The following is a 17,800-nucleotide window of genomic DNA, read 5'->3' as shown; positions in this document are numbered from 1 at the left end:
GGTGGCCAGGGACTATCCAGGGCCGTGGGAGGTCCCGTCCCCCGCGGGCGCTGCGAGCAGGGTGCGGACCTCGTCGGCGTCGGGGACGCCGAGCGCCTCGAAGAGGGCCAGGGCACGTTGCCAGCACGCCCGCGCCGCCTCGGGGTCGCCCAGCTCGTGCCGGGTGATGCCGAGTTCGCGCAGGCTGGTCGCGGCGCTGCGCCGCTCGTCGACCCGTTCGGCGACGGCCAGCGCCTCGGCCAACCGGTCCAGCGCCTCGGCGTGCCGGCCGAGCAGGCGTAGCACCCGGCCGGTGGCCGCGAGTACCGTCGCCTGGCCGAGCGAGACGCCCAGCTGGCGGAAGAGCGCGTAGCTCTGCTCGTAGCAGGAGAGCGCCTCCGGGTAGGCACCCCGACAGTCGAAGACCTCGCCCAGGTTGTTGAGGGCTGCGGCCTGGCTACGCAGGTTGCCGGTGCCCCGGAAGATGGCCAGGGCGGTGTGCAGGCTCTCGGCGGCCCGGTCGTACTCGCGGCGCCGCCGGCAGACCTCGCCGAGGTTGTTCAGGCTGATGCCGACGCTGTGCCGGTCACCCAGCGCCTCGCTGATCTCGATGCTCCGCTCCAGGCACTCCGCCGCCTCGTCGAGCCGGCCCAGGCTGTCGTAGACCGCGCCGAGGCCGTTCAGGCAGGCCGATTCGCCGTCCCGGTCGCCGGCTGTCGCGTACCGGTTCAGGGCGTCGCGGAGGCAGTCCAGGGCCGCGCCGTACTCGCCGCGCACCTCGAACGCCGCGCCCAGGTCCCGGCAGACGTGCGCCTCGGCGACCAGGTCGCCGCAGCGGCGCGCGACCGTTCGTGCGGTGAGGTTCACCTCGACCCACTCGTTGAGATAGCCCCGGACGTGGAAGAACGCGAAGAGCGCCCGGGCCAGGCTGACGGCGGCGGCCCCGGGCAGCTCCGGCGTCCGGGCCACCTGGTGTACGGCGGCGAGCAGGTTCGGCCGCTCCGTCTCCAACCAGGCGAGGGCGGCCTCGACGTCGGGGAACTCCGTACCGCCGGATGCCCACTCCCCCGCACTCGCCGGCCGGGGATCCGCCGGTCGCAGCAGCCGGAAGGCCTGCCAGGTGGTTGCCGCGTACCAGCGCAGCAGTCGGCACAGCGGTGCCGGGTCCGGCGAGCCGGCGAGGGACCGGCCGAAGAGCCGCAGCAGGTCGTGCAGCCGGTACCGGCCCACCGCCGGGTTGGCCAGCAGCTGTGCGTCGACCAACCGGTCCAGCAGCGGCTCGGCGTCCGGCTCGGGCAGGTCCAGCAGGGCCGCCACCGCCGGCAGGCTCAGCTCGGCCGCGTCGGCACCGGCGAGCACCGGAAAGGCCAGCGCGGCGTCCCGGTCACCCGGGTCAGGGCTGTCGCGCAGGAGTTCGTACCCGATCTGGAAGCTCGACCGCACACCCAGCTCGGCGATGCGTAGCTCGTCCAGGCGACGGCGGGCGTCGGAGAGCCGGTCGGCCAGTTCGCGCATCGGCCAGCTCGGCCGGGCGGCCAGCCGGGCACCGGCGATGCGCAGTGCCAGCGGCAGGAAGCCGCAGGCCAGGGTGACCCGAGCGGCGGCCGCCGGATCGGCGGCGACCCGCTCCGGGCCGGCGAGCCGGCTGAGCAACCGGATCGCCTCGGCCGGGGCGAGGACGTCCAGCCGGAGGTGATCGGCGCCGTCCAGGGTGGCCAGCACCCGGCGACTGGTGACGAGTACGGCGGTGTGCGGGCCGGCGGGCAGCAGCGGGCGGACCTGGCTGGCGTCGAGGGCGTTGTCGAGCACCAGCAGCAGGCGACGCTCCGCCGTGGCGGCCCGGAAGGCCGTGCTCGCCTCGTCCACGGTGGTCAGGTCGGTGTCCCGGACGTTCAGGGCACGCAGAAACCGGCCCAGCACCTCCAGCGGGGGCAGTGGCCGCAGGCCCGCCGTGGCGCCCCGCAGGTCGACGTAGAACTGGCCGGCCGGGAACCGGTGTGCCAGACGGTGTCCGAGATGGACGGCGAGCGCCGACTTGCCGACGCCGCCGGCCCCGCTGATCGCCAGCACCGGGGGTGGGCGCAGCGGTGACCCGGCGGAGAGCCGGGAGTGTGCGGCGGCGATCTCCCGGTGCCGGCCGGTGAACGCCGCGACGTCCGGCGGCAGCTGCCGGGGTGCTGGCGGCATTTCCCGGCGCGCGGGCGGCATCTTCCGGGGCCTCGGCGGCGGTTGCCGGGGTGCCTCAGGCGGTCGCCGGGGCGTCCGTACCGTGCCGGCCGTGACCGCTGGGACATCGTCCGGTGCTGGTGGATCCAACGCCGGGTGGGCGGAGAGGATCTGCCGTTGCAGGCGCTGCAGTGGCGGCCCGGGCTCCACGCCCAGCTCCGTGACGAGGCGCCGGCGCAGCCGCCGGAACGCCTCCAGCGCGTCGGCCTGCCGGCCGGACCGGTAGAGCGCCAGCATCATCAGCTCGTACAGCCGCTCGCGCAGCGGCTGCTCGGCCGTTGCCGCCGCCAGGGCAGGTAGCACCTCGGTGTGTTCGCCGAGCGTCAGCCGGGCCCGCGCCCATTGTTCGAGCAGCATGAAGCGCCGCTCGGTCAGGTCGGCCAGGGTGGATTCGACGGCGGTGACATCGAGGCCGTCGAGCGGCCGGCCCCGCCAGAGCCCCAACGCCTGCTCCCAGAGGTCGGCGGCGCGCGACAGCTCCCCGCCGGCCGCTGCCCGGCGCCCCTGCGCCGCGAGCCGGTCGAAGAGGAGCATGTCGAGATCGTTGTCCGGTACGTCGAGCTGGTAGCCGGGCGACCGCGCTCGTAGCCCGGTGAGCCGCAGCGAGGTGCGAAGCGTGGAAACGTGCGTACGCAGGGCGCCGGCGGCGGTCCGGGGCGGCCTCCCCGACCAGAGCGCCTCGACAAGGGTGGGGACCCCGACCGGCCGGTTGGCGTACAGCAGCAGCACCCCGAGCAGCACCCGTGGCTTCGCCGCGCCGAGCAGGACCGGCCGGCCGTCCACGGCGTCGACCTCCAGCGGGCCGAGAATGCGGAACCTGGCCATCGTCCCCTCCGCCGGATGCCACGCAGGGACCGGCGGAGGGGTTCACCAACGGCGCTGATTGGTCACGGGCTGGTGAGGTCGAAGGAGATGGTGGCGGTGGTGGCGCCCGTGTTCGTCACGCAGACCTGGAATATCTCGTCGGCTCCCGGTGTGAGCAGCCGGTCGATCCCGGCGCTGGTGCCGTACTGTTCGGTGCGAAGAAACTCGGCGTTGAAGTTTCCGACCTCCGCCGACCAGCGCACCGGCACCGTCGACGTGCCGGTCAGCCGCGCCGGCACGCTCGTCTCCAGGCCGCAGTAGCTGCCGGCCGGGCCGAGCACGGCGGTCGCCGGGCCGAAGCCGCCGATCCCGCCGCTGCCCTGGGCGAAGAAGGTGAAGCGCAGCGTCCCGGTCACGGTGACGCTGTTGGTGACGCAGAGCCGGTAGTAGTAGGTGCCCGGCCAGCTCAGGTAGGTGGTGCTCGGCTCCCGGGACGGCAGCCGCAGCAGGGTGGTCTCCGGGCCGTCGGCGGTGCTGCTGGCGTGGACGGTCCAGGTGGCGGTCACCCCGCTGACGGGTGCCTGGAGAGAGCCGTAGAAGGCGATCCCCTGCGCGGAACGGGTGCGTTCGGTGCAGACGGTGGATCCGGCGGGCAGGCTGCCGCCAACCGCCGCCTGTGCCGCGGTCGCTCCGCTCAGGGCCAGCCCGGCGCCGACCAGAACCGCGCCGGCGATCGCCGTCCTGCGCATTCGTGCGGTGAACACGGTCCCTCCTCTAGATCGGGTCGAGCTGGAGCTGGACGCTGGTGGTCAGTGGGCCGGTGTTCCGCAGGCAGCCCCGGAAGAACCAGGTGCCCGGAGCGGGCGGGACAACGGTGGTGGGCGGCAGCGTCCGGGCCGGGGTCCGGAGGACCTCGCTCTCCGGGCCATTGGCCGAGCTGGCCACCTTTACGCTCCAGAGTGGACCAGAACCGCTGTTGACAGTGCTGCTGCCGCTGAGGACCACACCGGCGTCCGCCCGGATCAGGCTGGTGCAGACGGTGCCGTCCGGCGGCACCTGGCTCGGGCCGGTCGCCCCGGCCTGGCCGGCGCCGAGCAGTCCGGCCGCGCTGGCGGCGACCACGGCGCCGACCGCGACGGCGAGCCGTCGTAAACGTCGAGTCATCGTGACACTCCTTTCTGTCGACCACGGTGCCGCAGCGGCGTCAAGGATCTGTCAAGCCGTCGCAGGCGGGCGGTAGACCGGCGGTCGGTGGACGTTCCAGGCGTTGGTCAGCGGAGTGTGCGCTCGTAGCAGACCGAGAGGGTCGAGCCGACGTAGTGGCCGAAGAGCGGTATCTCGCGGTAGCCCTCGCGGCGGTAGAAGCGCTGCGCGTCCGGCTGGGCGGTCCCCGTCTCCAGCCGGAGCGTCGTCCAGCCGCGATCGATCGCGGCCGACTCCAGGGCCGAGAGCAGGCCGGTGGCCACGCCGCTGCCCCGGGCGTGCGGCTCCACGTACATCCGCTTGATCTCGGCGGTGGTGGCGTCCAGTCGACGCAGGGCGCCGCACCCGACGGCCTCCGTGGTGACCGGATCGACCGCGACGAGGAAGATGTCGATGTCGGACTCCGAGGGCAGTGTGCCGGGTTCGTGGTTGTCGCTGCCGTACCGGGCGTCGAGTTCGGCCCGTTGACGCATCCGGAGTGCGGCGCCGGCCGGGTCGTGCCACGGCCGTACCTCGATCGTCCAGCGTTCGGAATCCGGCATGGTGTTTCTCCGTCCTGGGTTGGCCCACGCTCTCGCCAATCGGTAACGTCTGTTACGGTAACGAACGTTACCGGTGCTGTGGAGCGATGCGGGGTGGGATCCATGTCACGGAGGGCGGACCGGCCGGCCCAGGAGGCACAGTTGTCCCGTGGCGTGTGGGAGGTGCTGGCCCGGCACGGGATCGAGCGGCTGACGATCCGCGCGGTCGCCGCTGCGGCGGGCTGCACGACCGGGCTGGTCATGCACCGGTTTCCGAACCGCCGTGCCCTGCTGCTGCACGCCCGCCACCTGCTGCACGAGCGGACCCGCGCCCGGGTGGAGGCGCTGGAGGCGGATGCGGCGGATCCGGCCGCCGCACTACGTGCCGTACTCGCCCAGGGGCTCGCGCTGGACGAGGAGACCGCGACCGAGAGCGTCGTCTGGGTCGGCTTCCTGGCCGCAGCCGTCGGCGACGACGAGTTGACCGCCCAGCACCGCGCCAACAACCGGGCGTGGCGGGACCGGGTGTCCCGACTCGTCTCCGCCGTCGCGCCGGGGTGGCCGGAGGCGCGGGTGGCGACGGCCACGTTCGCCCTGATCGCCATGGTGGAGGGGGCTGCGGCGCTCGCCTCCGCCGACCCGGACGGTTATCCGCCGGTCGCCCAGATCGCGGCGCTCGACGCCACGCTGACCGCTCTCCAATTGGCCTAAAGAGACAAGTCCACCCCATCGACCTACCCTGAGTGATTCACCCATAGCAGGCCGCAGAGGGTGGTCAGGGCATGAGTGGTGGGAGGCGGATCGTGGCCAAGATGGACATACCTGATGCAGGATCTCTTGGCTGGAGATGCCGGTGAGGACTTGTGCCTCCAGGATTACTGGCCCGACTTCGAGCAACGCTTCTGGGCGACCACCGCGCCAGGTTCCTGGAAGCTGGAGCGGCAGCAGACGTTCAGGGAGCCACACGATGCCGGCACGCCCGGTCCAGTTCGTCGGCGAGGGCGCGCAGGTAGGCGTACACCTCGGCGGGGTCGAGGCCGCGTCACCGCGAACAGAACCGCTTGGCGCGAACCTTGTCCGACCGGAAGATTCGTCGTCCGCTGCGATAGATCACTCGGCACCTCCGTTCGGTGCCGGTGCGCTGCTTGCTGCCATCTCAGGTCCCTTCGCAGGTAGCGGCGCCGAGGCGGGCGGGGTCGTCCGTCGACCGCCCGGGTGACCACGGCCGGAGCCCGGCACCCGCCCCGGGCCAGCTCGGCTCCCGGCCACCGGAGGATGGCGGCCGGGAGAGTCTGGGCAGGCGGTCGCGCCGGTGACCTGATCGGCGTACGACACCAGCGCGCCGGCCGCCTCGGTCAGGCTCCCGGTGAGCAGGCCGAGGTGTTCGGCCGCCCGCGACCAGTCCCGGGTCACGTCCGCGATCAGCAGCCGGGGTCGGCGGTCTCCCGGAGCTGCCGTTCGGCGTGGTGGAGCCGCCCAGGGAGCCCGGCGACGCGTTCGGCGGCCTCGGTAAACCGGGTACGCGACACGTTCAGCGAGCCGACGACCCGGCCGATGCTCGCCACGTCACCGCCGCCGATCTGGCCCCGGAGCTGCGTCAGCCCGCTGCCGAGCGGCCGCTCGACGTGGGCGGCCAGATTGAGAGCTTCCTCGCCGCAGCGGCGCGCCTGGCGCAGTTCCGGATGCACCGGGCCGTCACCGGCCCGGTCGAGCAGCACAGCCGCCGCGACCAACAGGTACGCCTCGCGCAGCTCGCCACAGACCAGTTCCGCGGCCCACGCCGCAGCTTCCGCACCCGCAGGTACGTCTGTCGTCGCCGCTTCCGGCACTGTCACGCCTCTCCTTTTTGTCGGCAGGCAAGGTCCTGGTGTCCTCCAGGCCGCGCCTGGGCCAGAGCCAGGGCAGCCGGGCGACCAATCGGTATTAGCGGGCGCCGAGTCGCGCTTCACGGGCGGACGCGGGACTCGGCGCCCGATACCGCTGTGAACCGGCCGCTCAGAGGTCGAACTGATCGATAATTGACTTTGGCAGCTTGGTGACCTCGGAGGCGGCTGGACGTTCGGCGTCTACGCCGTCCATCCTGCTGAACTCGTAGCTGATCGTGCTGTAACTCGGCAGCACGCTTGGTATGTCGATGGTGAATTCGAAGAAGTTGCCATCGGGACTCGTGAGAGCGCTGAACGGCACGGCCTTTGCCCTGGCACCGAGCTCGGTGAGCAGCACTCGATCGATCTTGCGGGAGCGGGTGAGGTCCAGCGTGCCGGCAAACTCGCGCCCGCCCTTTCGCTCGGCCGTGACGACGCAGTTGACGAGATCGGCGACGCCGCTGTGGTCACTTTCGGGCAGCACGCGAAGCGGGCTGTCCGCCGGGATAGCCGAGATGACGCTGTGCATCCACTTCTTCGAAGCCCCGGGCAGGTCAGGCGCCCGCATATACAAATCGGCGTCGATCTGAATCAGGTCGACGCGAAGGGTCTTGCTCCCGTCGTCCACAACGACCTTCATCGTGGCCTTCTTCGCATCCGGGTCCAGCCTGGCCTCGGTCGTCGCCCCGGGCCCCCGCACGACAACAGTGAGGGGCTTCTGGTTCGTCTTCGCGGCCGCGTCCGCCAGCTTTTCCACCGGGCTGAGCTCGATCGGCGTGGGCGTGTTTCCGGGCTGCGCGGATGTCTCGGAGGCTTCCTCGCCGTTGCCGCAGCCCGCCATGGCGAGGCCCAGCGCCGCGACGAGGACAAGGCCGGAAGCCGCCGACCGTAGAGAACGCACCTGCACTGTTTCCTTCCCTCGACAAAGATGGCGGGGATGTTAGCCGATCTGGACGACAAGGGGTTTCGATTACTGCCGCCCGCGGAGGCGTGACGCAGACGCGCAGGACGGATGCGGACAGAAGGGCCGGCACGTGCCCGCCCGACCCAGGGTTGACATTGTCGCATACTATGACCCAAGCTGATGAGACAAGACTTGCGACGTACGGAGGTGGGGCATGCGACCGTCAGCTCAGACGGATCCGAAGCGGTGGCTGGCCGGGGTGTGGTTGGAGCGGCACGGCCTGGCCGACGTCGAGCCGACCCCGCTGCTCGCGGCGCGGCTGGCGGTGCGGCGACGGGCCAGGGTCGCCGACAGCCTGCTGCTGGCCGCGTTCATCGTCGGCGCCGCACTCACCCACGTGTCGACGCTGCCCCACAACGTCACCTCCTCCTGGTTACCCACGCTGGCGCTGGTGGCGTTGGTGGTCGGGCTGCTGGTGGCGCAGTGGCTGCTCGGCTGGTGGGTGCGGCACGTCGACCGGCAGGCCGGCGCGCGGCTGTCCCGGCGGGTCGCCCACCCGGTCCAGCTCGGCTGGTCGGCGGTGCTCGGCCGGCCGTACGCCGTCTTCACGGTCGTCAGCTTCACCGCCGCCCTGCTGCTCGCGGTGAGCGTGCTCGCGGTTCCGGACCCCGGCCTGCGGCGCGGGGCGACCGTCGTCCTGATCGGTCTCACCGGCGCCGCCGTCGGCATCGTGCTGCAACTGCGCAACGTGCTGGCGAGCCCGGCCGTGGCCGACGACGAGGCGTCGCTCACCGCCGACGTCATCATGCGGGTCGAGGACGCCCGCGCCCTCGTCACCCCGAGCCTGGTCTGGACGCTGCCGGCAATTTTCCTGTACGGAGAATCGTTCGGCTGGTGGAACGTCGCCTCGATCGGACTCGTGGTGGTGGGTGCCATCGCCTACTGCCTGATCCACTTCCGGAGTACCCGTGTCGGGACGACGGCCCGACGTGCCATGGTCACCGGATGATCGTCATCGACGCGGACTCGCCGACTCCGCCGTACGAGCAGCTCCGGGCCCAGCTCGCGAGACAGATCCAGGATCGCACCCTCGCCGTCGGGACGAGACTGCCGACGATCCGGCGGCTCGCGGCCGACCTCGGCCTCGCCGTGAACACCGTCGGGCGGGCATACCGGGAGCTGGAGGAGGCCGGGCTGATCGAGACCCGTGGCCGGGCCGGTTCGTTCGTCTCGGCCGCCGGCGAGCAGGCCCTCGAACAGGCCCGCCGCGCCGCCCACGACTACGCGGCGGTCGTCACCAGCGTCGGCATCGACCCCGCCGAGGCGATCAGGATCGTCGAGGCGGCACTCGGCCGGGCCGCGACACCCTGAGTCGGTCGAGCTGAGCGGCGACCGCAGCGCCCGTACGCGCTCGGCGCAGACCGTCGTCATCTGACAGATGTCTCGGCACCTCCGGCGCACCGACACTTCGAGCACGACCGCCCGGCGCCACGCCGGGCGCGAGCGCTCACGCAGGGAGGCGCACCTTGCAGACACATCCTCGAACCGGCCCACCAATACCCCGGAAGGGGCGCGTTTCGCGCCGGAGGCTGTCCGTCCCGTTCCTGGTCCTGACCCTGGTCGCGACCGCGGCGGTCGTGCTGACACCCGCCGCACCGGCAGCCGCCAGCGGGTACTACCACGACATCGAGTCCGCCTCGGAGTCCAACCGGAACTGGATGTCCCGGGTGCCGGACGACGCCAGTCTGGCCGACCTGTCGATCCCCGGCACCCACAACTCTCTCGCGCTCTGCGGCCACTCGTCGAGCGGCGACGGCAGCGAGTGCGAGTTCATCTCCACCAGCATCAGCCAGACCCAGGAACCACACGGCTACAGCGCGGAAACGCTGACCGTCCAACTGGAGGCCGGCATCCGGTCGATCGACATCCGGGTCCGGGTGGACAACGGTGATGACGGCCTGCGATTCACCATCCATCATGGCGTCTACTACCAGTACACCAATTTCACCGACGTACTGACGAAGATCGAGGCTTTCCTCGACGCCTACCCCGACGAGACGGTCCTGCTGAACCTGAAGGCGGAGTGCACGGGCGAGGGCACGTCAAACTGCTCCGACGCCGACGGGTTCGACAGCGGCTCATGGCGGACGGCTGTCTTCGACTCGTATCTCGACGGGGACTACTACGACAGCGACGGTATCGGAAGGAGTCAGGGCAGGGCCTGGCGGGACCTGTTCTGGGCGGAGTCGGTCAGGGGTGGCCGGCAGGCGACGACGCCGAACCTCGGCGACGTACGCGGAAAGGTCGTCCTGCTCGGGTTCCGCGGACCGTTCGGTGGCATCTACGAGGGCTACGGAATTGGTCAGCTCTACCCGGGCGGTGGCTTTTTCGATGACAACAGGTACGTCCAGGACGAGTACGACGTTCCCACGATCAGCCATATCAACGACAAGTGGGAATCCGTCCGGGCTCATCTCCGGAAGACCAACGGGGTATGGGACGCCAACCGGGGGGAACAGAGCAGCCACCACCACGAACCCGACTCGCTGTACCTGAACTTCAGCAGCGGCACGGGTAAGAGTTCGGCCCACCCCGGCACCGTCGCCGGTGGCACCCCGACCGCCACCGGGGTCAACGAGTTCCTCCTCCAGTGTCTGCACGGCACCGACGGCCGTTGCCCGGAGTTCTATTCCGGCCGGGGCGACAACTTCGGCGGCCGGTCCAGCATGGACCGGACCGGCATCGTGATGATGGACTTCCCCGGCGGCGGCCTGATCGACGAGATCGTCAGCATGAACCCGACCGACGTTTCGGCGTTTCCCAACCTGGGTGCCGGCACCCCGAAGGAGGCGCACCCCGGCGGGGACGACGGCGGCAGCCGGCCGGCGGTGCCCGGTGACCACGCGCAGTGCCGCCCGGACGGCATGATTCCGACCGCCGGCACCACCGCCCCGTACTGCGACGTCTACCAGGGTGACGGGCGGGAGTGGCTCGGCCAGGGCCGCGACCGGCGGGTGATCGGCTACTTCAACGGCACCCGTACCGGTGCCGACGGGAAGCCGCGCTATCTGGTCGACAACATCCCGTGGTCGAAGCTGACGCACGTCAACTACGCCTTCGCCTGGATCGAGGGAAACCGGATCTCGGTCGGCGCGGACGGTCCGGGCAACCCGGCCACCGGGATGACCTGGGACGGCGACGGCACCGAGATGGACGGGAGCCTGCCCTACCGGGGCCACTTCAACCTGCTCAGCACCTACAAGAAGCTGCATCCCCGGGTGAAGACGCTGGTCTCGGTGGGTGGCTGGGCGGAGAGCCGCGGCTTCTACCCGATGACCACCAACGCCGACGGCAGCACCAACCAGGCCGGGATCGACACCTTCGCCGACTCGGTGGTCGAGTTCCTCCGCCGGTACGACTTCGACGGCGTCGACATCGACTTCGAGTACCCGACCGTGCTGGACGACACCGGCAACCCGAACGACTGGGCGGTCGCCCAGCCGCGCCGGAAAGGGCTTCCGGCGGCGTACACCGCGCTGATGAGGACGCTGCGGGACCGGCTGGACCGGGCCGCGGCGGCGGACGGTGAGTACTACCTGCTGACCTCCGCCTCCTCGGCCTCCGGCTACCTCGTACGCGGCATGGAGAACCACAAGGCACTGCGCTATCAGGACTACACGAACCTGATGGCGTACGACTACCACGGCTCCTGGAACGACGTGGTCGGCCCGAACGCCGCCCTCTACGACGACGGCCGGGACCCGGAGCTGACCGAACTCTACGACACCCCGGAATACCAGAAGATCGGCTACTTCAACACCGACTGGGCGTTCCACTACCTGCGCGGCGCGATGCAGGCCGGGCGGATCAACATCGGTATCCCGTACTACACCCGGGGCTGGCGCGACGTCACCGGCGGCGAGAACGGCATGTGGGGGACGTCGGTCGGCGAGGACTGCCAGCCCGGGACCGGCCTGGTCCGACCCTGCGGCAACGGCGCGGTCGGGATCGACAACATCTGGCACGACCTCTCCACCGAGGGTGAGGAGGTCGGCGCCGGGGTCAACCCGATGTGGCACGCCAAGAACCTGGAGCGGGACGTCACGCCCCGCTATGCCAGGGCGGTCGGCCTGAGCCCGGAGACCGACCCCGCCGACCGGCGCACCGGCAGCTACGACCGGCACTGGGACGGGGTCACCCGCACCGCCTGGCTCTGGAACGCGGAGAAGCGGACCTTCCTCTCCATCCAGGACCTGCAGGGCATCGACCAGATCGTCGACTACGTCGACCGCAGCGGCGCGGGCGGCGTGATGATGTGGGAACTCTCCGGCGACTACGACTGCCCGGAGGAGGCCGACACCAGCACCAGGAACCCGTGCGTGATGGGCTACACCCTCACCAGCCGGCTGCACGACCGGCTCCAGGACCTCGACGCGTACGACAGCAGCCGCGGAACCGGCAGCAGTGCGCAGCGGTCCAGCTCGGCGGTCGACGTCACCGTCGACCTGGTGCGGTACCCGACCGAGACGGCGCAGCTCTGGCCGTTGACCCCGACGGTCCGGATCACCAACAACACCGGGGTGACGATCGGCGGTGGCAAGGAGAATGTCATCTCCTTCGACCTGCCCACCTCGACACCCGCGCTGATCAAGGACGGTGACTGGCAGACCGGCGAGCAGGGCGGCCGATGGCAGGTCCGGGCCGGGCACACCGGGCCGAACGCCCGGACCGGCCTCACCGGGAACTTCCACCGGGTGAGCCTGCACCTGGACTACTGCCAGATCATCCCGGCGGGCCGGAGCCTGGACGTGCCGATCGTCTACTACATCCCGGCCACCGGACCGGTGAACACCACGGTGAAGCTCGGCGCCACGACGTACGCCTCGGTCGCCGAGCAGAACCGGGGGGCCGGGAAGGTGAACCCGCCGGCCGGCGGCTGCTCGGCACCGGCCTGGAACGCCACCAGGGTCTACGACCCGTCGACCCAGCCGGTGGAGAACGTCACGGTCAAGTACAACGGCAACGTCTGGCGGGCCAAGTGGTGGACCCAGGGCAACGCCCCCGGCACCGGAGCCGGCCCGGACCACGAGCCGTGGAAGCTGGTCGGTCCGGCGACCTGACCGGTACCGGTCGAGAGGGGGCGTCCGGTCGAGAGGGGGCGTCCGTCCGGGGCCGACCCGGGCGGGCGTTCCCGCCCCGCCGCGCCGGAGTCATCAGTGGTCCGTGGCGACTCCGTCCGGGTCCTCGCTGAAGGCGGCACGGGCGATCTCCACCCGGCTCCGCATGCTGAGCTTCGCCAGGATCCGCGAAATGTGTGTCTGGGTCGTCCGCCGGGTCAGGAACATGCGCTGCGCGATATCCGGCGTCGAGCGGCCGGCCGCGACCAGCAGCGCCACCTTCCGCTCGGTCGGGGTCAGCGCCGCCCAGCCGTGCCCGGCGCGCTTGACCCGGGCACCCCGCACCCCCCGCCGGACCCCGTACGCCCGCAGTCGCGCCCCGGCCCGGCGAATGTCCCAGGCGGCGCCGAACCCGCCGTACAGCTCGATCGCCTCGTCCAGGGCGGCGCGCGCCTCGGCCGTCTCGCCACGCTGCGCGAGGACGACGCCGAGATCCTCCAGCGCCCCGGCGAGGTCCACCGGAGCCCCGGCGCCGCGGTAGTGTTGCACGGCCGTGCGCAGCGGCAGCGGATCGCCGTCGTGCAGTCCCCGGCACCACTCGGCGGCCGCAACGGCCCGGGCCGGCACCTGTTCCGCCGCCGCCTCCGCCAGGCAGGCCCGCACGGCCGCCTCGGCCGCCGACCGGTCCTTGACGGCCAGGGCGAGCCGGACGATGCCGGGCAGCCACTGGTGGGTCAGCGTCATCTCGCCGGGCCGACGTTCGAGGAAGTCGCCGAGCAGGGCCAGAGCCAGCTGCTGGTCTCCGTCCTGTTCGGCGGCGAGCGACCGCCCGACCCGGAGGAAGTCGGTGTTCTCCCGGTCGGCGACGGTGACGACGGGGCGGTCGGCGACGGCCCGGACGTGCGCGGCGGCTTCGGCCCGCTCGTCCCGGCGGGCGGCGACGACCGCGGCCACCCCGTGCCACAGCCACCCCGGCCCACCCTCCCGCAGGCCCCGGTACGTCGACGCCGAACCGTTCTGCTCGACCGCGTGCAGTTCCGCCAGGGCGTCGTCCCAGCGTCCCAGCCAGAACATCAGCACCCCGGCGGTGACCCCGGAGGTGGTGTCCTCGGCCCGGCCCGCCCGGTGCAGAAACTCCCGCGCCTCCCGCAGCGCCGCCTCGGCATCGGCCCACCGGCTCAGGTTCTGCAGCGAGAAGATCCTTCCGTGCAGCGCGAAGGCGCGCAGGTCCACGTGGTCGGCGGTGGTGCCCAGGGTCTCGATCGCCCGATCCACGCAGTCCAGGGCGAGCCGGTGCTGCCGCCGTACCGAATGGTTGATCCAGAGGTCGGTCAGCGCGTACGCCGCCGCGAAGGCGTCACCCGCCGCCTCGCTGATCTCCAGGGCCTCCCGGGCGGTGAGGTCGGCTGCCGCCAGGTCCCCGCAGCCGGCCCGTTGGAACATCGCCAGCGAGGCGAGCAGCCGGGCGCGCCAGACCTCGGGGAGGTCGGCGGAGCCGAGTGCCCGGCGCAGGGCGCTCGCCGCCGCCTCGTTCTCGCCACCGCTGAACAGCGCGCGGGCGAGTACCCAGCTGAGATGGCCCCGGTCGGCCGGGTCCGCGACCACCGCCAGTGCCTGGCGGGCCCGTGCCGTCGCCTCCTCGTGCCGGCCGGTGGCGAGCAGCACCCGGGCCAGGGTCATCCCCAGCATCGCCCGTTCGCGGTCGTCGGTGGGGTCGTGGTCCAGTTCCCGGCGCAGCAGTTCGGCGGCGAGCTGCGGCGTCCGGCCCGCGAGCAGCGGTCCCGCCTCGGTCAGCCAGCGCCGCGCCCACCGGTCGCCGACCACTCCGGATGCGAGCAGGTGCTGCGCGACCCGCTGCGGCTCGACGCTGGCGGCCTGCAACGCCCGGGCCGCGTCGAGGTGCAGTGCCGCGCGCAGCGCCGCCGGCATGTTGTCGTGCAGTGCCTGCCGGATCAGCGGGTGCCGGAACCGCATCCGCTGCCCGGCGTCGACCAGGATCCCGGCGGCCACCGCCTCGTGCAGGTCGCCGGAGAAGTCGATCGCCGGCCGGGCCAGCAGCACCGCAAGTTCGGTGACCGTGAACTCCCCACCGAGCAGGGTCGCCACCCGGAGCAGGTCGACGGTGTCGGCCCGGACGTAGCTCAGCCGGCTGTCCAGCGCGGCAGCCAGCGACCTGGGCACGGTGGCGGAGGCCGGATCGCGTACCTCGGCCTCCGCGCCGATCTCCACCATCTCCTCGCGGACCAGCGACTCGGCCAGTTCCCGCAGGTAGAGCGGGTTGCCCATCGCCTGGGCGGCCAGCCCGACCAGTCCGACCCCGGGTGGTGCACCCAGCACGCCGGTGAGCAGGTCGCGCACCGCGGCCTGGTCGAGCGGGCCGAGCGAGATCCGGATGGCGTCCCGGTCGCGGGCGGCGGGTCGCAGCCGCTGCACGGCCGGTCGGTGTGAGCCGGGGCGGTAGCAGAGCACCAGCAGCAGCGGCAGGTGGACCGCTGCCGAGGCGAGCCTGCGGCAGGCGTCCAGGGAAGCGTCGTCGGCCCACTGGACGTCGTCGACGACCAGTACCGTCGGGCTGGTGCTGCAGAGTTCGTCCACGAGGGCGACCACCATCTCGACGGCTGTCGCGTACGTGGCGTCGGCGAGGTCGAGGGCGGGACGCCGGGCGCTCAGGAACGCCGCGATCTCGACGCGGCGAGGATCGGACGAGCGCGCTCCGATCTCGAGGCAGTCGCAGAGCACGCCGAGCGGCGGAGGATGGACCAACTGGTCGGCGACGCCCCGCAACACGTGGTAGCCGAGGTCGGCGGCGATCCGCGCGCCGACCGCCACCAGCGACGACTTGCCGATGCCCGGCTCACCCTCGACCCAGACGACCCCGCCGGTGCCGGTGCGCAGGCCCGCTATGGCGTCGCGCAGCACCGCGGTCTCGGCCACGCGCCCGGCCCAGAGCGCTCCGGGTCCGGCGGAAAGCGGCATGGCTCCTCGAATATTACAGTGAAGTCCGCCTATCGATGGTCCCGGATGGACGCAACCGGCACAGCATCGGACTCCAGCGTTCGGGAGCACGGCAGGGGCATCGGGCCGGTCTCCGCTCCGGCCGGACGAGCCGGGTCGCGCCGGCCGTGGCGCCGACCCCGGTGCGGAGGGGGCGTCCTTCCCTCCGCACCGGGTCCCGCCCCCGTCAGCTGGCGGCGCCGGTGGGCCGCCGCCGTTGACCGGTAGCGCGGATGGCACTTCTCCCGGGACCAGATCCGGCGCCGTGGAGACCGCCCAGACAGTTGCCGAAAACTTTCGGTAATCCGGCGCCGTCGATATGTCGTACCCCTATTAATACCCATCGAACCTGCGAGACACAAGACCTGGACGATCCATCAGTCGAGACGTTCTCAGCTCCCGGAACATCACCGGAAATTCCGGAGAGTACGCACACCACGTGACTCGCGAGCACCATTGCCACCACCCTTCGACTGTGGTAAATGTGATCAGCAATTCAAGGCAAGTGAGCGTCGATGTCCGTTCTGGTCGGCCATCCGGTCGATGCCGGCGCTCACGCCCCGGGCGGTCGCTGCCCCCGGGGTGATCACGGGGAGGATCGCAGTGGGTTCGAGAAAACACGTCTTCAGGCGGCTGGCGGTCGCGGTGTCGTGCGGCGTGCTCGCCGCCGCAGGCGGCGCGGGCACCGGCCCGGTCGCGGCGGCGCCGGCACCCGCAGACCAGTCCGCACAGCTGGAGCTGATGACCCAGCTCCACAGACTCACCGCCACCGAGGGCCTGCGCGGCTTCGCCGGCTCGGCATTCGACGCGGACGGCCGGACGGTCCGGGTGTACTGGGCCGGCGACCAGCCCTCCACGCTGCGGACGTTTGCGTCCCGGCTCCGCAGCGGGGTCACGCTGTCGGTCGTCAGCGTCCCCTACAACCAAGAGCAGATCGTCGCTCGCGCCCGAGCGTTGATCAAGACGGCCAAGCTGCGGGGCATCCCGATCGGGGCGGTCTCCAGCACCTCGGACCTGCGTGGCCTGCACGCCGACGTGGAACCGTCGGCGACCGCGGAACAGCGGGCGGAACTGCGCCGGCTCGGAGCCACCGAGATCTCCGAAGCGGGTGCGATGGTGCCGCTGGCGAGATACTCCGACAGCGCGCCGTTCTGGGGCGGGGCGGTGATCGAGCGTCCGGGCCCCGTCTCCGGGAGTTTCGCGCACTGCTCCACCGGCTTCGCCGCCCGCACCTCCTCCGGCACGGTCGGCATGCTGACCGCCGAACACTGCGGCGCCAACCGCGACTGGACGACCCCCACCGTGCTCGGGCTCTCCTCGGTGCCGGTCGGGCGCTCCAACGCCGGACACGCCACCACCGACTCGATGCTCATCACCAACCGCAGCTACTCCGCGTTCATGTACCGGGGCGACTGGTCGTCCGGGACCGGCCGGCAGATCACGAGTCGCTCGGGCCCGTCGATCGACCAGAAGGTGTGCGCCGGTGGCGGGATGTCCGGTGAGGTGTGCAACGCGACGGTGCACCGGATCAACGTGGTCGGCCCGAACGGCGCGGGGCCGGGTTACTTCGCGCGCACGTCGTCGTCGAGCGTGCCGCTCGCCGGACAGGGCGACAGTGGCGGTCCCGGGTTCGCCGTCGCGGTGTCGAACGGCAACATCACCGCGCTCGGCATCGTCAGCTCGGCGTACCTGACGGACAGGGCCACGAGCTGCACCGGCGGTACCTCCAACCCGTGGAACAACTCCGTACCGGCGCGCGAGTGCTTCTACAACGTCCACTTCATCAACGTGACCGCGATCGAGGCCGCGCTGGGCGTGTCGGTGATGACCATCTCGTGACCGCCGGGGCGTTCGTCGTCGTCCTGGACCAGCCGCGCGACCGGCGGTGGATGCGGCTGATCGACGAACCGTACGTCGACAGTGTCGCCGAGGGTCTCTCCATGCCACCCCGGGTCGTGGTCCGGCTCAAGGCCGACGTCTCGGCCGAGCGGGCCGACGAGATCGCCGACGCGTTCCGGGCCCAACTCGACGGCGAGCCGGTCACCGTCGAGTTGGGCCCACCTGAGGAGGCCGCCCGGGCAACCGCGACCTGCGGTGCCCGGGCGGATCAGCGGCGGAGAACGCGCAGGTGACGGGGCGGCGGCAAACGGAAACGCGTCCCGGTCAGGGGTACGCGCGTCCCGGTCG

Annotated in this window: 13 protein-coding genes; 6 read left to right on the top strand and 7 right to left on the bottom strand. The window is 71.7% G+C overall.

Features of this window, described 5'->3' with window-relative positions; translation table 11 throughout:
* Positions 1-12 precede the first annotated feature (12 nt).
* The 4 genes from ACN28C_RS17560 to ACN28C_RS17545 all read right to left on the bottom strand — a co-directional run bounded on the left by ACN28C_RS17560 (position 13) and on the right by ACN28C_RS17545 (position 4,754).
* Positions 13-3,030, bottom strand: coding sequence for an AfsR/SARP family transcriptional regulator (locus ACN28C_RS17560; protein WP_422768625.1), 3,018 nt, complete (start codon positions 3,028-3,030; stop codon positions 13-15).
* Positions 3,031-3,092: 62 nt separating this feature from the next.
* Complete coding sequence (locus ACN28C_RS17555; RefSeq protein WP_422768624.1) at positions 3,093-3,773, bottom strand: hypothetical protein; 681 nt, start codon at positions 3,771-3,773, stop codon at positions 3,093-3,095.
* A 10-nt stretch (positions 3,774-3,783) separates the two neighbouring features.
* Positions 3,784-4,173: a hypothetical protein gene (locus tag ACN28C_RS17550; protein WP_422768623.1), complete on the bottom strand. Its 390-nt coding sequence runs from the start codon at positions 4,171-4,173 to the stop codon at positions 3,784-3,786.
* 107 nt (positions 4,174-4,280) lie between these two features.
* The gene (locus tag ACN28C_RS17545; protein ID WP_422768622.1) at positions 4,281-4,754 is read right to left on the bottom strand and encodes a GNAT family N-acetyltransferase; all 474 of its coding nucleotides are present in this window, start codon (positions 4,752-4,754) and stop codon (positions 4,281-4,283) included.
* 102 nt (positions 4,755-4,856) lie between these two features.
* On the opposite strand from ACN28C_RS17545, the gene ACN28C_RS17540 reads away from it, so the two are divergent.
* Positions 4,857-5,444, top strand: a complete 588-nt coding sequence (locus ACN28C_RS17540) for a TetR family transcriptional regulator C-terminal domain-containing protein (protein ID WP_422768621.1) — start codon at positions 4,857-4,859, stop codon at positions 5,442-5,444.
* Positions 5,445-6,154: 710 nt separating this feature from the next.
* On the opposite strand, the gene ACN28C_RS17535 is transcribed toward ACN28C_RS17540, so the two are convergent.
* On the bottom strand, positions 6,155-6,568 hold the full coding sequence (locus tag ACN28C_RS17535; protein WP_422768620.1) for a hypothetical protein: 414 nt from the start codon (positions 6,566-6,568) through the stop codon (positions 6,155-6,157).
* Between the two features lie 160 nt (positions 6,569-6,728).
* On the bottom strand, positions 6,729-7,499 hold the full coding sequence (locus ACN28C_RS17530) for a hypothetical protein (protein WP_422768619.1): 771 nt from the start codon (positions 7,497-7,499) through the stop codon (positions 6,729-6,731).
* Between the two features lie 217 nt (positions 7,500-7,716).
* Between ACN28C_RS17530 and ACN28C_RS17525 the strand changes: the two genes are divergently transcribed.
* The 3 genes from ACN28C_RS17525 to ACN28C_RS17515 all read left to right on the top strand — a co-directional run bounded on the left by ACN28C_RS17525 (position 7,717) and on the right by ACN28C_RS17515 (position 12,622).
* On the top strand, positions 7,717-8,511 hold the full coding sequence (locus ACN28C_RS17525) for a hypothetical protein (protein ID WP_422768618.1): 795 nt from the start codon (positions 7,717-7,719) through the stop codon (positions 8,509-8,511).
* The gene (locus tag ACN28C_RS17520; protein WP_422768617.1) at positions 8,508-8,873 is read left to right on the top strand and encodes a GntR family transcriptional regulator; all 366 of its coding nucleotides are present in this window, start codon (positions 8,508-8,510) and stop codon (positions 8,871-8,873) included. The genes ACN28C_RS17525 and ACN28C_RS17520 overlap by 4 nt, the downstream gene beginning before the upstream one ends.
* Positions 8,874-9,139: 266 nt before the next feature.
* Positions 9,140-12,622: a phosphatidylinositol-specific phospholipase C domain-containing protein gene (locus ACN28C_RS17515; protein ID WP_422774490.1), complete on the top strand. Its 3,483-nt coding sequence runs from the start codon at positions 9,140-9,142 to the stop codon at positions 12,620-12,622.
* A gap of 93 nt (positions 12,623-12,715) precedes the next feature.
* Here ACN28C_RS17515 and ACN28C_RS17510 read toward each other — a convergent pair whose 3' ends face one another.
* Positions 12,716-15,595, bottom strand: a complete 2,880-nt coding sequence (locus ACN28C_RS17510) for a helix-turn-helix transcriptional regulator (protein ID WP_422774489.1) — start codon at positions 15,593-15,595, stop codon at positions 12,716-12,718.
* Between the two features lie 621 nt (positions 15,596-16,216).
* Here ACN28C_RS17510 and ACN28C_RS17505 point away from each other — a divergent pair.
* Together ACN28C_RS17505 and ACN28C_RS17500 are read left to right on the top strand one after the other, a co-directional pair.
* A complete protein-coding gene (locus tag ACN28C_RS17505) occupies positions 16,217-17,452 on the top strand; it encodes a hypothetical protein (RefSeq protein ID WP_422774488.1) in 1,236 nt (411 codons plus the stop codon).
* Complete coding sequence (locus ACN28C_RS17500) at positions 17,449-17,745, top strand: hypothetical protein (RefSeq protein ID WP_422774487.1); 297 nt, start codon at positions 17,449-17,451, stop codon at positions 17,743-17,745. The genes ACN28C_RS17505 and ACN28C_RS17500 overlap by 4 nt, the downstream gene beginning before the upstream one ends.
* Positions 17,746-17,800: the final 55 nt, after the last annotated feature.

Source organism: Plantactinospora sp. WMMC1484 (assembly GCF_049315195.1).
Lineage (GTDB): Bacteria > Actinomycetota > Actinomycetes > Mycobacteriales > Micromonosporaceae > Plantactinospora.
Note: the sequence above shows the minus strand (reverse complement) of the source record. Positions and strands in the feature narration are given on the sequence as shown.

Excerpts from the sequence above, each read along its gene's own strand:
- ACN28C_RS17560 (WP_422768625.1), bottom strand. The coding sequence starts at position 3,030 with ATGGCCAGGTTCCGCATTCTCGGCCCGCTGGAGGTCGACGCCGTGGAC.
- ACN28C_RS17550 (WP_422768623.1), bottom strand. The coding sequence starts at position 4,173 with ATGACTCGACGTTTACGACGGCTCGCCGTCGCGGTCGGCGCCGTGGTC.
- ACN28C_RS17545 (WP_422768622.1), bottom strand. The coding sequence starts at position 4,754 with ATGCCGGATTCCGAACGCTGGACGATCGAGGTACGGCCGTGGCACGAC.
- ACN28C_RS17540 (WP_422768621.1), top strand. The coding sequence starts at position 4,857 with ATGTCACGGAGGGCGGACCGGCCGGCCCAGGAGGCACAGTTGTCCCGT.
- ACN28C_RS17525 (WP_422768618.1), top strand. The coding sequence starts at position 7,717 with ATGCGACCGTCAGCTCAGACGGATCCGAAGCGGTGGCTGGCCGGGGTG.
- ACN28C_RS17520 (WP_422768617.1), top strand. The coding sequence starts at position 8,508 with ATGATCGTCATCGACGCGGACTCGCCGACTCCGCCGTACGAGCAGCTC.
- ACN28C_RS17510 (WP_422774489.1), bottom strand. The coding sequence starts at position 15,595 with ATGCCGCTTTCCGCCGGACCCGGAGCGCTCTGGGCCGGGCGCGTGGCC.